This is a genomic window from Paenibacillus sp. E222 (genome assembly GCF_013401555.1).
Classification (GTDB): domain Bacteria; phylum Bacillota; class Bacilli; order Paenibacillales; family Paenibacillaceae; genus Paenibacillus.
Window position 1 is genome coordinate 3,397,096 of the sequence record NZ_CP058552.1, and the last position, 13,394, is coordinate 3,410,489.

A 13,394-nucleotide genomic window follows, 5' to 3' on the forward strand; every position below is an offset into this window, starting at 1 on the left:
TGAGAGATCACTGGGCTTTTTGTTGTCTTTTGTCTGAAGAATGCAGTTGCTGCATTTGTTGTTCACGTTTTAGATGTTCATCCGGATTTTGACGGACTTTGACATCTTTCGGGAGTTGGGGAATGATTCGGCCCACCATGTCAGCGAGTTCTGAAGCGAAACCGGATATTGGATGACCTTGACGAATATGCTCGCCAATTTCCTTAATGCGTTCAGTGACATCAGCATCTGCGGTAACAATGGAATCTACACCTTCCGGATCTTTGCGGAGGGCTTCGGCCACAGAGTATTTAATTGTACCTACTCGTGCGCGTTCCAGTTCACCGTCAACATCAATGCCAACTACGGCTGTATTGCCAAGAATGACACAGTTGGCATCTTTGACACCTTCCACTTGCTTGGCAAGTGTTTTGAGGTGGGTGACCCTTTTTTCGTTTGGCATCCGAGCCGCCTTGGTGTTGTCCGTGACGTTTTTCTCATGAACCTCACCCGTATTTTCGGTCAGATGGTCCACAGCAGAAGGGTGCAACCGATCTTCCTGAGTATTGAGCATGTGAGATCCTTTCCGTTGATCTTGCTGAGTTGTAACATTTCCTCCGTAACCATTGGCATGCTGACCTTGCTGCTGTGAGGCATTACGTGTAGAACTGTTGCAGCCTGTAAGTATAAAGATCAGAAGCAGCGTGCAAACCCAATATTTCATAAATGTTCATCCTTTCCTGGAGTTTTTCAGAATGGTTGACAATTATTTTGTCCTAGTCGAATACATTTATGTATGGGAGCATGATTGTCCATGCCGCTGCTGAAAGATCGCACTTATCCATGCCTTTAACGACGCCGCTTTGGAGGGGATTGAATGAAAAAGATTTTTGTATTGGATACGAACGTGCTTCTGCATGACCCCAATGCCATATTTGCCTTTGAGGAACATGAGGTAATCATTCCCGCGGTTGTACTGGAGGAGATCGACTCCAAAAAAAGAAATGCTGATGAAATTGGTCGTAATGCCCGTAACGTATCCAGACTTCTTGATGGGTTGCGTGAACTGGGACATCTGCACAGTGGCGTCCCCTTGGCTAACGGAGGCAATCTGAAAGTGGAACTGAATCACCGCAGTTTTGTGAAAGTACAGGAAATGTTTGGAGAAGTGTCTAACGATAATCGGATTTTGGCCGTCGCCCTGAATTATCAGATTGAGGAAAATGAGAAAGAGGTTGTTGAGCGCCAGGTGGTTCTGGTCAGCAAGGATGTGCTTGTTCGTATCAAAGCGGATGTACTTGGTCTTTTCACACAGGATTACTTGTCAGATCGCACGGCAGGTCTCAGTGAATTATATCCAGGCTATACTGCCCTTAAGGTTCATCCTTCGGTCATTGATGAGTTTTACACATATCGCTTTTTACCGATCAAACCGTTACAGTTGTCTTATTCGCTTTACCCGAATGAATTTGTAATTCTCAAGGATGAGATGGGAACCAATAAATCGGCTTTGCTCAAAGTAAACACAGAGGGAACAAAGCTGGAGCCACTTTTTCTGAGTAATGATAATGTATGGGGCATCAGTGCACGTAACGCGCAACAGCGGATGGCCCTAGAACTGCTCCTGAATGATGACATTCCACTTGTCACGATTACAGGAAAGGCAGGTACGGGCAAAACCTTGTTGGCTCTTGCTGCGGGGTTGCTGAAAGTCGAGGATGATCATAAGTACAAAAAATTATTGATCGCCCGTCCGGTTGTTCCGATGGGGAAAGATATCGGTTATCTTCCTGGAGAGAAAGAAGAAAAGCTGAGACCATGGATGCAACCGATTTATGATAACTTGGAATTTTTGTTTGATACCAAAAAAGCAGGCGACATTGATAAAATTTTGATGGGACTTGGCAGTATTCAGGTGGAGGCACTCACATATATTCGTGGTCGGTCTATACCAGGACAGTTTATCATTATCGATGAAGCACAGAACCTGTCACGTCATGAAGTGAAGACCATTGTATCGAGGGTTGGTGAAGGCAGCAAAATTATTTTGATGGGTGACCCTGAGCAAATAGACCATCCTTATCTGGATTCAGCAAGTAATGGTTTGACGTATATTGTGGAGCGATTCAAGCAAGAGGGAATCAGCGGACACATTATGCTGGAAAAAGGAGAACGTTCCAAGCTGGCGCAGCTTGCGGCGGATTTATTGTAAGGAAACGGAAAGTTATTTCCCGGAAAATGTTTCTATTGAACCGGCTCTTCGAGCCGGTTTTTTTTGCTGAAAAAATAAAAATCAGTTATTGCACAGAACTCGATATGCTCGAGGTATGCAAAATATCAGAAAACTGTTTTTTGGCAGGATAGGACAAGAGCACTACTTATTTGTTACAATGAGTGTTGCAGGAAAAAATTAGGTGAGCAAGGAGGGGAAGTTAATGAAGCGTGGACACCAGGTTATTTTGTTCGCAGTACTGCTGCTTTCGTTAACGATTCTGTCTCCCAGCTTTGATTTTAGAGGTTCACAGCATAATCAGGAGCGAGACCAGGAAAAAGATGCATTTCCCAACACGTCATCACGCAGCGAGGACCAACATGCCCCTTTAGAGATTGTAGTCTCGATGTCAGAGGCAGACTTTAAATCGTTTAAAAAAATGGCCAATGAAGTAGCGACTTCTCAACATGTGGAAATCAGTCTTCGGAATTTGGAGCCGGATACATATAAGCGAGTGCTTGATAACAAATTTTCGGTAGGGGAGAGCGGCGATATTATTCTTCTGGATAGTGCGGAAGTTCAATATCATGCCAAAAAAGGACATCTGTATCCGTTAAACGGTACAACGCTGTCCAAGTCGTTAGGAGGAACGGTGGTTGGCTTGCGGGAATTGACAGAGTGGAATGGTTACCAATGGGGTATGCCGTTTGATTTTGACGCTTATGTACTCGCAGCTCGTTCCCCATTCCTGGACAAAGCCGGTTTGGCAGGTTTACCCGAAAATAAGGAGCAGTGGGTCAAACTTGTACAACAAGCAAAGCAAGACGGAACGGATTTATTAAGTATAAACTTAAATGACCTGCAAGCGGTAAGTGCGTGGTTGAATCAGTTTGAGCCAGGCATGTCCCCGAGTAAAATTAAGAAAGCGCAAACTTCTTCGCAAACGGAGGCGTATCAACAGATTATACAGCTGCTGGATCAGATTCAATCGCATATTACGGCCGAATCAATGAATCCGACGATTTCTGCTTCTGGTGAACAAACGGAGGCTCCTATGGCAGTAACGTTGCTGTCAAGTTTGTTGAGCGTAAATCAAGGTGTGGAAGGTGAACAGGATTCATCGGAGAAGATAGCTTTCAGTGCGTTGGAACCTCTAAGATCAAGAAGTCTTGTTATCGCAGCTGGCTCACTTGAGGCGGAAGAGGCCAGCCGCTGGATTGAAGGAATGACTTCCTCTTCTGTGCAAACGGAATGGTACCAACAGGCTAACTACTTACCAGCAAAGCAACAGGAACTAGATCTTGAGTCACAGAAACTAATAACGAAATATGATACGACGGATGTAAAATCCTGGTTCCCAGCAGAATCTTCACAGACTGTAATGACTGAAAGTCCTATACTAACTCCTGCCTTTCAAAAGAAGATCCAACAACTTCTCGTCGGAGAGATCACGGCTAATCAGTACGTCAAAAGCATTATTGCCTTGCAAAGCTCGTCAGAATGAAATGGCGAGCTTTACTTCAAGTATGCCTTCAGTTGTGGATACCTCTGTGGCTTTGACAAACGACAGAATTTTCTGTGGGTAAAATCCGAGATCGAATTCTCGTTCCAGCATACGACGTGTGGTATCAGGTAGTTCTAACTGATTAAACACAAGTTTATCGACATGAAATCGAATTGAATTCTGAGGTTCATTCTCGACCGTATAATGACCTTCAATGCTTAATTGCAACTGATCACGCTGCCCTGAGGCGGTAATTCGATCTTTGTCGAACTGAAAGGCGAAGTCTTTAAAGATCGGATTCTGCGAACGTAGGAACGTATTTAGCTCATCTTGTCCAATTTGAATGGTATACGTTGTTCCGGTCGTGGAGATGCCGCCGTTTTGTTCCTGGATAAATTGCGGCAGATTCTGCATGGCTGATGCCAATGCTTTGAAATATCGCTTGACCTCGTATATGCCGATGTTCTCCCAATAGATGGTCAACTCATCCATCAGTTTCTGCATGGCTGCAGCATCCCCGCTGGCAGCTACTTTTCCGTCAACTTCTTTCTGTAATGCAAGTACTCGTTCACGTTGATTTTGAAGATTATTTTTAAGTTCAGACAGTTCTGCAGAGGTTTGGTTAATCTGGGCAGACGTTTGCTGCATCGTGCGATATCGATCCTGATACTTGTCCAGCACAGCCTGATCCCTGCCAATAATGATCTGATAGTAATCGTATAGAATGAACAGGTCCTTAATGGATCTTGCTCCCAGTACCGTCATCAAGAGGCTATCACGCTCTCCGACATAGTAGGATCTTACAACTGCACCCGCACGGTCTTGCTGAGTATGTATCTGGTCTTCCTGTTCCTGGAGCTGAATGGATAACGTCTGACGCTGTTCGTCCAGCTGTTTTTGTCTATCTGCAATACGTTCGATTTCATGATCGATTTCGACGATGGATAGGCTCTGTTGCAGTATTTCGCGTGTTTCCTCAGAGGATGGCTCTCCATAGGCATAAGTCCAAGGTAGCTGGATCAAAAATATAATGCATACGATGAAGCCGGGAATGCCGTATCGACGTTTCACCCATCATTCTCCTTTCCATGTGTAATATGTACATACAATGCGAACGGGCTTATCTCTTCCAGACAATATATGAAATAGATACGTGAAATATCCGTAGTGGTTACATAACACAAAGAATAGTCATTTAATCTGAAAACGACAAAAAAGCAATCCGACATTAGCCGGATCGCTTTGATGCTGCTGGCGGATTAGAGCGGCAAATCCATTTGGAATACGGTCCAGTAGCTGAACCCTGTGAATGTCACGATCATATAACCCCAGAAGAGCAATATGTACGTACGTTCCGTAAATTTCAAATATCCCAAAATGACAAAAAACGCAGTCTGCAGGAAAAAAAGCAAAGCCATTTCGACCAGGTCTCCTGCAAAAGCCATCAGGCCAATCGCTAGCGTGAAGAACCCGAGTACCCGAAACATGCGCGCCACGGTAAGTCCTCCTCTCCTATGTACGATCATAGATTGTCTACACAACATTATACCGGGAAAGGAAAAAGGTGTAAACAAAATTGGATATGAAAGCGAATTCTTTTTTTGGCTAAAAAGAGTTAAAGTATGGTTTGTTTTGCATATGTAACGTATGAGTACTCATAAATGTGGAAATACATTTTAGTATGAAATCAATTCTATGAACTCTATGAGAGGCATAAGAATGAATGAAGCAGCTTTTATACCTAATTCACATACCGGGAAATCGGTTATGCGGACGGTTATTTTAGGATGTTGTTAGGAGGGTATTATAGCATGACTGCAGTGAGACAGGATGCTTGGAGTACAGAGGACGATTTGATTTTGGCTGAGGTTACTTTGCGTCATATTCGGGAAGGAAGTACACAACTGGCCGCTTTTGAAGAGGTTGGCGAAAAAATAGGCAGAACTTCTGCCGCTTGCGGTTTTCGCTGGAACAGCTGTGTACGTAAGAAGTATGAGTCTGCTATTAGCAATGCTAAGGCTCAACGACAAAAACGAAGTTATCTCCGCAAACAACCGGCTTTGCTCGGACCACAGGTAGCAGCTTTGTCCACACTGGATACAGAAGAAAATCTGTACAAAGCGGATGGGATTTCGGAAGACTCTCTATCCATTGATGCAGTTATACGATTCTTGCGGCAATGGAAGGGAACTGTACAGGAAAATGGTCGCCAGCTTAAAATGCTTGAGAAAGAGCTTCGTGAAAAAGAGGATGAACTTCATGAACTGCGTTGCGAGAATGATCGTCTGTCTAAGGAAGTAAATGAAGTACAGACCGATTATCGTGTTGTAAACGACGATTATAAAGCTTTGATTCAGATTATGGATCGTGCTCGCAGACTCGCATTTCTGACAGAAGAAGAAGAGGAACTCAAAACGAGATTCAAAATGGACGCCAACGGGAATCTGGAACGAATTGAATAACAAAATGTGTTTGATGTTAAGCATTAGATAAGGGCCCGTCACACCTCCGTTACATAACGGCGGGTATGACGGGTTTTTTGTTTGCCGTTTTTGTTCTATTATAAGTAAAAGCAACTATTGGAGTAGAGGTAGGGATGCAGCATGATCATTGACGTTGTAGGATCAGGGTCACTGGGTCTTTTGTATGGAGGAAAGCTTCAGGACGCAGGCAACGAGGTTCGATTTTGGACCAGAACAGCTGAGCAGGCAAATAAACTGAGTTTAGAAGGATTTAAGGTCATTGAACGAGAGAAAACCATCCAGATATCATCTGAGCATATCCAGGTAAAACCGATTACGGAGTTAACCCGAGTGTGGGAACACTCGCCTGGAGATTGGCTACTATTAATGGTGAAACAGACAGCGATACAGGATGTTATACGTGAACTTGGTCCATTGGAGGCGCGAGTGATGAACATCGCATGTTTCCAAAATGGGGTTGGACATCTGGATTATGTGCAATCCAATATGCCGCATTCCAATGTATATAGCGTCATAACGACAGAAGGGGCGAAACGTCAGCAAGATGGAGTCATCCGTGCGGGTATAGGAGAGACCTGGTTGGGCAAAAGTGCAGATGTACGTATCTCATCTCTAACGCCGATGGATCAAAATGAACCCATTCGTTTACAGGGGCTTTTGCAGCAGGCAGGATTTGGCTGTACAGTGTCGAATGAAATCGATAAGCTGATTTATAGGAAGTTGTTAATCAATGCTGTTATTAACCCTCTTACCGCAATATGGCGTATTCCTAACGGTGAGTTAATCACAAGGGAAGAGCGAATTAGGTTCATGCGTCAGCTGTATGATGAGGCATTGGCAGTATATGAAGGCAGCGGAATACTTATTGATGGGGATGTATGGGAACAAATTCTCTCCGTCTGTCGTTCTACAGCCTCGAATACATCCTCCATGCTGTCGGATGTTTTGCATGGACAACAAACGGAGGTGCAATCCATTAACGGGCAAATCGTAAGTATGGCGTGTCGGTGTGGCCTGTTTGCTCCGACGCATGAAGTACTGCTTCATCTGATTGAAGGTATGCAACCGGAAGGAGTGAGTTAATGGGATTTTTTATTGTACTGAGCATACTGCCGTTCTTTCCGTTTATTCTTGTGTATTGGATCATGTACGGATGGAAGAAAGATAAGCGTGTGGCGTTGAGTTCGGCGATGGATGTAACAACCTTATTTCTTATTTTCTCAGTATCGGCGTTATTCAACTTAACATTTGATTCGAATTTTGGATTTTATTTAACACTTATACTCATACTAATAGCGCTTGGATTCATCGGAGGAGCACAAAATAGGCTCAAAGGTAAGGTCGATGGGGGTAGAATGTTCCGGGCCGTTTGGCGCATGGCTTTTGTCATAATGAGTTTTGGGTATGTTTTGTTTACTATATTTGGATTATTTAGATACTTCATGAAACAGATGTGAGGATACATAACGCAAAAAGGCTAAAAAATGTGTCGATTTTGTCGAAAACTGAAAAAAACATTACTTTCTGAAAAAGTAATGTAGATTTTTTTGACCGGTGGTTGTATAATCTATAAACATATACCACATCAATTTAGGGGGAAAGTGTTAGATGAAAAGGAAAAGTCTATTAGTCCTTTTGACGCTGATTTTGGCGTTCGGTACCGTACTTGCAGCGTGCGGATCGAAAAACGAAGGCACAGGTAACACCGATACTGGTTCTGCAACCGAAGGAAATGGTCTTGCTAAAGATCAAGTCCTGAAAATTAACCTGTCAGCTGAACCTCCTACGTTAGACCCGGCTCAAGCAAAAGACAGCCAAACCAACACTGTTCTGAAATTCTTGTATGAAGGTCTTGTGCGTATCGACGCTGATGGTAAAGAAGCTCCAGGCGTTGCTAAAGACTGGACAATCTCCGAAGATGGTTTGAAATATGTTTTCAACCTGAACCCGGATGCAAAATGGAGCAACGGTGATGCAATCACTGCCGAAGACTTTGTACGTTCTTGGGAACGTGCGTTGAAACCGGAAACAGCTTCTCCATATGCTTACCAATTGTATTACATCAAAGGTGCTGAGGGTTACAACCTGAGCAAAGACGAAACATATAAAGGTACTAAAATCACAGACTTCTCTCAAGTAGGTGTTAAAGCTACTGATGAGCACACGCTGGAAGTAACGTTGGAAAACCCAACACCTTACTTCTTGGGTCTGACAGCATTCTACACGTACTACCCAGTACACAAGTCTGCTGACACGAATGACAAATTCTTCACAGACTACAAAAACATGATCGTTAACGGACCATTCACAATGGATCAATACGCTAAAGGTCAAAAAATCGTCGTGAAGAAAAACGAAGGCTACCATGCAGCTTCCGATATCAAATTGTCTGAAATCAACATGTCCCTGACAAACAGCAGTGCTTCTGAACTGCAAGCTTACAAATCAGGACAATTGGACTACACAGGCGCACCTAACGGTGAAATTCCTTCCGACCAAATTCCTTCTGTAAAAGCGGAATTGCCGGACGAGTTTAAAGCTACTGGTATTGCTAGTACGTACTACTACCAGTTCAACGTTAATGAAGCTCCATTTAACAACGTTAAAATCCGTAAAGCTTTTGCAATGGCTATTGAACGTCAATTGATTGTTGACAAAGTAACACAAGGTGGACAAATTCCAGCTTTCGGCTTTGTACCTCCAGGTATCCGCGGTGAAAACGGCGAATTCCGTGATGAGCACAAAGATGACTACTTCACTGAAAACGTAGAAGAAGCTAAGAAATTGCTTGCTGAAGGTATGAAAGAAGAAGGCTACACAACATTGCCTGCAGTAACATTGATCTATAACACTAGTGACGGTCACGCGAAAATCGCTCTTGCTGTTGCTGATATGTGGAAGAAAAACCTTGGTGTTGACGTGAAAACGGAAAACCAAGAGTGGGGCGTATTCCTTGAGAACCGTCAAAACCAAAACTTCCAAGTGGCTCGTGCAGGTTGGTCTGCGGACTACAACGATCCGTACAACTTCTTGGAAATGTGGACAACAGGCAACACAAACAACGATGCTAAATTCAGCAACGAACAGTTTGACAAAGATGTTAAAGAAACTGTAAAATCGGCTGATCCTGCTACACGTATGGCTGCTTTTGCTGATGCAGAGAAAGTCCTGATTCAAGATGAAATGGCAGTAATGCCAATCTATTACTACACTAATGTATCTTTGACTAAGCCTTACCTGAAAGGCGTACAACTTGATTTCAGTGGAGCGATTGACTTCACTCGTGCATATCTGGAAGAGAAATAAGTTGTTCTGAAGTCTATATGATTACTTCGGGATATATATGTGGAATTCCATATATATCCCGATTTTTTTGTATGTGCACCGATTTTCCTTATAATTCTTGAAATTTCCGATAAATGGATTGGACATTATTCTTGTCTAATTCTACAATCGATTTGTATACAAAATATTGTTTGTGGAGGTGTGCAAGGGTTGGTTAAGTACGTGCTGAAAAAACTGCTATTTATGCTGCTATCGCTTTTCATACTCGCATCAGCAACCTTCTTCCTGATGAAGGCCATTCCGGGTGACCCTTTTACATCCGAGAAAAAAGTATCACCTGAAATCCGGGCACTTTTGGAAGTGAAGTATGGTTTGGACAAACCGATGTATGAACAATACCTGAAGTATATGGGTGGAATCATTCAGGGTGATTTCGGGGTTTCTATGAAATACCTGAATCAGGATGTAACCGGTATGATCACTCAAACGTTTACAGCATCGCTGAAGTTAGGTATCTTTGCGATTATTATCTCAATTGTTGTTGGTGTGTTGTTAGGGCTTATTGCCGCAGTTTACCATCGCAAGCTGATTGATGATATTACGATGATCCTCGCTGTTATCGGGATTGCTGTACCAAGTTTCTTGCTCGCATCCCTGGTGCAGTATGTTTTTGCATTCAAACTCGGCTGGTTTAACGTTATGGGCTTCGATGGCCCACTCGACTATGTGCTTCCGGTTGCAGCACTGTCGGCATCGCCAATTGCCTTTATCGCTCGTTTGACGCGTTCAAGCATGTTGGAAGTATTGCATGCCGATTACATCAAGACAGCCAAGGCCAAAGGTTTAAAATGGCCTGCTATTATGTTTAGACACGTTTTACGGAACGGTATTTTGCCAGTTGTTACTTATGTTGGTCCGATGACAGCAAATATTATCACAGGTTCCGTTGTTATTGAGCAAATCTTTAACATTGGTGGAATTGGTAAAGTGTTCGTAGAGAGTATTACGAATCGTGATTACACGATGATCATGGGAATTACAATCTTCTATGGTATTCTCTTGATGCTTGCGCGTTTCCTGACAGATATTGCTTACGTGTTGATTGATCCTAGAATTAAGCTAGAAAGCCGGAAGGGGGCATAACGTTGTCTGGCACGAATAACAACAATAATGAAACGGCGAACACAGGCCTGGATAGTCAGGCAGCGTTGAAATCGCAAGAGAGTGTATCGCTATTCAAAGACGCTATGTACAGACTTGCAACCAACAAGGCCGCTATGATTAGTTTGGCTGTTCTAGTCCTTGTTGTCATTTTCTCTATGATTGGTCCAACTTCGTTGTTCTCAAGCTATAATTATTATTCCAATGATTTGTTGAATGCCAATGCTGCACCGAGTGCAGAACACTGGTTTGGAACAGATGAACTGGGTCGCGATGTATGGGTAAGAACCTGGGTAGGTGCACGTGTGTCTCTTACTGTAGGTTTGGCGGCTGCTTTGATTGACCTTGTTATCGGGGTCATTTATGGAGCCATTATGGGCTTCTACGGTGGACGTGTTGATGGCATCATGAACAAGTTCTCTGAGATCCTGTACTCCCTGCCTTACATGCTCGTTGTTATCTTGTTGCTGGTTGTATTGGAGCCAAGTCTGACAACGATTATCATTGCACTTACCATCACAGGCTGGATCAGTATGTCTTGGATTGTGCGTGGTGAGATTATGCAGCTCAAAAACAGAGACTTTATCCTTGCTGCTCGTTCGATGGGCGCAAGCACTGGACGTCAACTGTTCCGTCATTTGTTGCCAAATGCTGTCGGACCAATTCTCGTTACATTGACGTTGTCCATCCCAAATGCGATCTTCGCAGAAGCATTTTTGAGCTTCCTCGGATTGGGTGTATCTGCACCTAAGTCCTCTCTTGGATCTATGATCAATGATGCACTTACAGGCTGGACGCTGTATCCTTGGCGGATGTGGTTCCCTGCAGGTTTGATGGTTATGACAATGCTTGCATTTAACTTGCTTGGTGACGGTTTGCGCGACGCGCTTGATCCGAAATTACGTAAATAGAAATAGGAGGTGGGATTATGGAGCCGATTTTAACAGTCAAAGACCTGAGTGTGTCATTTACGACGCGTTCTGGTGAGTTTGATGCCGTTAAAAATGTGAGTTTTGAACTTGGCAAAGGAGAGACGCTGGGGATCGTAGGTGAATCCGGTAGTGGTAAGAGTGTTACTGCCCAAACCATCATGAAATTGATTCCCTCCCCGCCTTCGAAGGTCAAAAGCGGAGAAATTACTTTTCACGGGCAGGACCTGCTGAATAAGACAGATAAACAGATGGAAGCCATCCGTGGTAAAGATATCGGCATGATCTTCCAGGATCCAATGACTTCTTTGAATCCTACCATCAAAATTGGTAAGCAAATTACCGAGGTACTGCGCAAGCATCAGAATATGTCCAAAAAAGACGCTGAAAAAAGCGCATTGGAAATGCTCGAACTTGTAGGCATCAAAAATGCGGAAGTGCGTATGAACCATTATCCGCACCAATTTTCCGGTGGTATGCGCCAGCGTGCTATGATTGCGATTGCCTTGGCATGTCGTCCATCCCTTCTGATTGCGGATGAACCAACAACTGCACTCGACGTAACGATTCAGGCACAAATCCTGGATGTTATGAAGGACATGCAACAAAAACTTGGAACTTCGATCATGCTTATCACACATGACCTTGGAGTAGTCGCAGGAATGTGTGATCGTGTTGTCGTTATGAAGGAAGGCGAAGTTGTCGAAACAGGAACAACTGCTGAAATCTTCAGTAATCCTCAACATCCATACACAATTAAATTGCTGAATGCTCTTCCTCGTCTGGACGAGCCTAAAAAAGAAAAGCCTACTCCAGTTGGTATTATCAAAGGTGCCAACAAGCCGCTGGTTCAAGTGAAGAACCTCAAACAATACTTCAATTTGGGCAAAGGGAATATTCTCAAAGCGGTTAATGATGTTAGCTTTGATATTTTTGAAGGCGAAACACTTGGAGTTGTAGGGGAGTCTGGATGTGGTAAATCCACAACGGGCCGTACAATTCTGCGCCTTTATGAGCCAACAGGCGGAAATGTTAACTTTAATGGAACTGACATCTACAAGCTGTCTCCGCGCAAGATGAAAGAAATGCGTAAAGATATGCAGATGATTTTCCAGGATCCTTATGCATCTTTGAACCCACGTTTCAACGTTATGGATATCATCGGTGAATCTCTTGATATTCACGGTCTGGCATCGAGTAAGGCAGAGCGGAAGAGACGCGTTGAAGAACTGCTGGATCTTGTAGGCCTGAATCCTAGCCATGCACTCCGTTATCCACATGAATTCTCAGGTGGTCAAAGACAACGGATCGGGATTGCCCGTGCATTGGCCGTAGACCCTAAATTCATCATCTGTGATGAGCCGTTGTCTGCATTGGACGTGTCCATTCAGGCTCAGGTCGTTAATTTGCTTGAAGAACTTCAGCAACGCCTCGGTCTGACATACCTGTTCATTGCGCATGACTTGTCCATGGTTAAACATATCAGTGACCGTGTAGCTGTAATGTACATGGGTAAAGTGGTGGAGTTGGCAGAAAGTGAAGAACTTTATGCGAATCCGATTCACCCTTACACCAAAACATTGCTGTCTGCGATCCCTGTACCTGATCCGGAAGTAGAAGCGAGCAAACGTCGCATTTTGCTTCCAGAAGAACAAGCACTTAAGAATGGATCTGGTGGTCCTGTAAATGATCCATACAACCTGCAGAACGCTCAATTGATTGAGGTATCCAAAGGTCACTGGGTTGCAGAACCTTACGTATAAAAAGTACAAATTTCATTTGGACTTATCCATGAATATCAAACCGCCGACTTTGTTCGGCGGTTTTTTATTTTTTGATGC

The 13,394-nt window shown here is 43.7% G+C and carries 12 protein-coding genes; 9 read left to right on the plus strand and 3 right to left on the minus strand.

The window, feature by feature from the left end; all coding sequences use genetic code 11:
• Positions 1-7 precede the first annotated feature (7 nt).
• Positions 8-703 carry a YhcN/YlaJ family sporulation lipoprotein gene (locus tag HW560_RS15160; protein ID WP_179263751.1) on the minus strand — a complete coding sequence of 232 codons (696 nt, stop codon included), beginning with the start codon at positions 701-703 and terminating at the stop codon, positions 8-10.
• 153 nt (positions 704-856) lie between these two features.
• On the opposite strand from HW560_RS15160, the gene HW560_RS15165 reads away from it, so the two are divergent.
• Both HW560_RS15165 and HW560_RS15170 read left to right on the plus strand, forming a co-directional pair.
• Positions 857-2,191 carry a PhoH family protein gene (locus HW560_RS15165; RefSeq protein ID WP_024628438.1) on the plus strand — a complete coding sequence of 445 codons (1,335 nt, stop codon included), beginning with the start codon at positions 857-859 and terminating at the stop codon, positions 2,189-2,191.
• 223 nt (positions 2,192-2,414) lie between these two features.
• Positions 2,415-3,695, plus strand: a complete 1,281-nt coding sequence (locus tag HW560_RS15170) for an ABC transporter substrate-binding protein (RefSeq protein WP_179263752.1) — start codon at positions 2,415-2,417, stop codon at positions 3,693-3,695.
• Here the strand turns inward: HW560_RS15170 and HW560_RS15175 are convergent.
• A complete protein-coding gene (locus HW560_RS15175; RefSeq protein WP_179263753.1) occupies positions 3,687-4,766 on the minus strand; it encodes a coiled-coil domain-containing protein in 1,080 nt (359 codons plus the stop codon). The genes HW560_RS15170 and HW560_RS15175 overlap by 9 nt on opposite strands.
• Positions 4,767-4,954: 188 nt before the next feature.
• On the minus strand, positions 4,955-5,191 hold the full coding sequence (locus tag HW560_RS15180; protein ID WP_053781237.1) for a DUF2626 domain-containing protein: 237 nt from the start codon (positions 5,189-5,191) through the stop codon (positions 4,955-4,957).
• A 315-nt stretch (positions 5,192-5,506) separates the two neighbouring features.
• On the opposite strand from HW560_RS15180, the gene HW560_RS15185 reads away from it, so the two are divergent.
• The 7 genes from HW560_RS15185 (at position 5,507) to HW560_RS15215 (ending at position 13,316) form a co-directional block, all read left to right on the plus strand.
• Positions 5,507-6,157, plus strand: a complete 651-nt coding sequence (locus HW560_RS15185) for an RsfA family transcriptional regulator (protein WP_063567002.1) — start codon at positions 5,507-5,509, stop codon at positions 6,155-6,157.
• Positions 6,158-6,298: 141 nt separating this feature from the next.
• On the plus strand, positions 6,299-7,261 hold the full coding sequence (locus HW560_RS15190; protein WP_090901535.1) for a ketopantoate reductase family protein: 963 nt from the start codon (positions 6,299-6,301) through the stop codon (positions 7,259-7,261).
• Complete coding sequence (locus HW560_RS15195; RefSeq protein ID WP_090901531.1) at positions 7,261-7,635, plus strand: DUF3397 domain-containing protein; 375 nt, start codon at positions 7,261-7,263, stop codon at positions 7,633-7,635. Before HW560_RS15190 ends, HW560_RS15195 begins: the two co-directional genes overlap by 1 nt.
• A gap of 151 nt (positions 7,636-7,786) precedes the next feature.
• Positions 7,787-9,484 carry a peptide ABC transporter substrate-binding protein gene (locus HW560_RS15200; protein ID WP_090901528.1) on the plus strand — a complete coding sequence of 566 codons (1,698 nt, stop codon included), beginning with the start codon at positions 7,787-7,789 and terminating at the stop codon, positions 9,482-9,484.
• 189 nt (positions 9,485-9,673) lie between these two features.
• On the plus strand, positions 9,674-10,606 hold the full coding sequence (locus HW560_RS15205; RefSeq protein ID WP_090901526.1) for an ABC transporter permease: 933 nt from the start codon (positions 9,674-9,676) through the stop codon (positions 10,604-10,606).
• A gap of 47 nt (positions 10,607-10,653) precedes the next feature.
• A complete protein-coding gene (locus HW560_RS15210; RefSeq protein WP_371121656.1) occupies positions 10,654-11,535 on the plus strand; it encodes an ABC transporter permease in 882 nt (293 codons plus the stop codon).
• 17 nt (positions 11,536-11,552) lie between these two features.
• A complete protein-coding gene (locus tag HW560_RS15215) occupies positions 11,553-13,316 on the plus strand; it encodes an ABC transporter ATP-binding protein (RefSeq protein WP_090901523.1) in 1,764 nt (587 codons plus the stop codon).
• Positions 13,317-13,394 lie beyond the last annotated feature (78 nt).

Coding starts and splice junctions, on each gene's coding strand:
- HW560_RS15190 (WP_090901535.1), top strand. CDS start 6,299: ATGATCATTGACGTTGTAGGATCAGGGTCACTGGGTCTTTTGTATGGA.
- HW560_RS15165 (WP_024628438.1), top strand. CDS start 857: ATGAAAAAGATTTTTGTATTGGATACGAACGTGCTTCTGCATGACCCC.
- HW560_RS15195 (WP_090901531.1), top strand. CDS start 7,261: ATGGGATTTTTTATTGTACTGAGCATACTGCCGTTCTTTCCGTTTATT.
- HW560_RS15200 (WP_090901528.1), top strand. CDS start 7,787: ATGAAAAGGAAAAGTCTATTAGTCCTTTTGACGCTGATTTTGGCGTTC.
- HW560_RS15215 (WP_090901523.1), top strand. CDS start 11,553: ATGGAGCCGATTTTAACAGTCAAAGACCTGAGTGTGTCATTTACGACG.
- HW560_RS15160 (WP_179263751.1), bottom strand. CDS start 703: ATGAAATATTGGGTTTGCACGCTGCTTCTGATCTTTATACTTACAGGC.
- HW560_RS15170 (WP_179263752.1), top strand. CDS start 2,415: ATGAAGCGTGGACACCAGGTTATTTTGTTCGCAGTACTGCTGCTTTCG.
- HW560_RS15185 (WP_063567002.1), top strand. CDS start 5,507: ATGACTGCAGTGAGACAGGATGCTTGGAGTACAGAGGACGATTTGATT.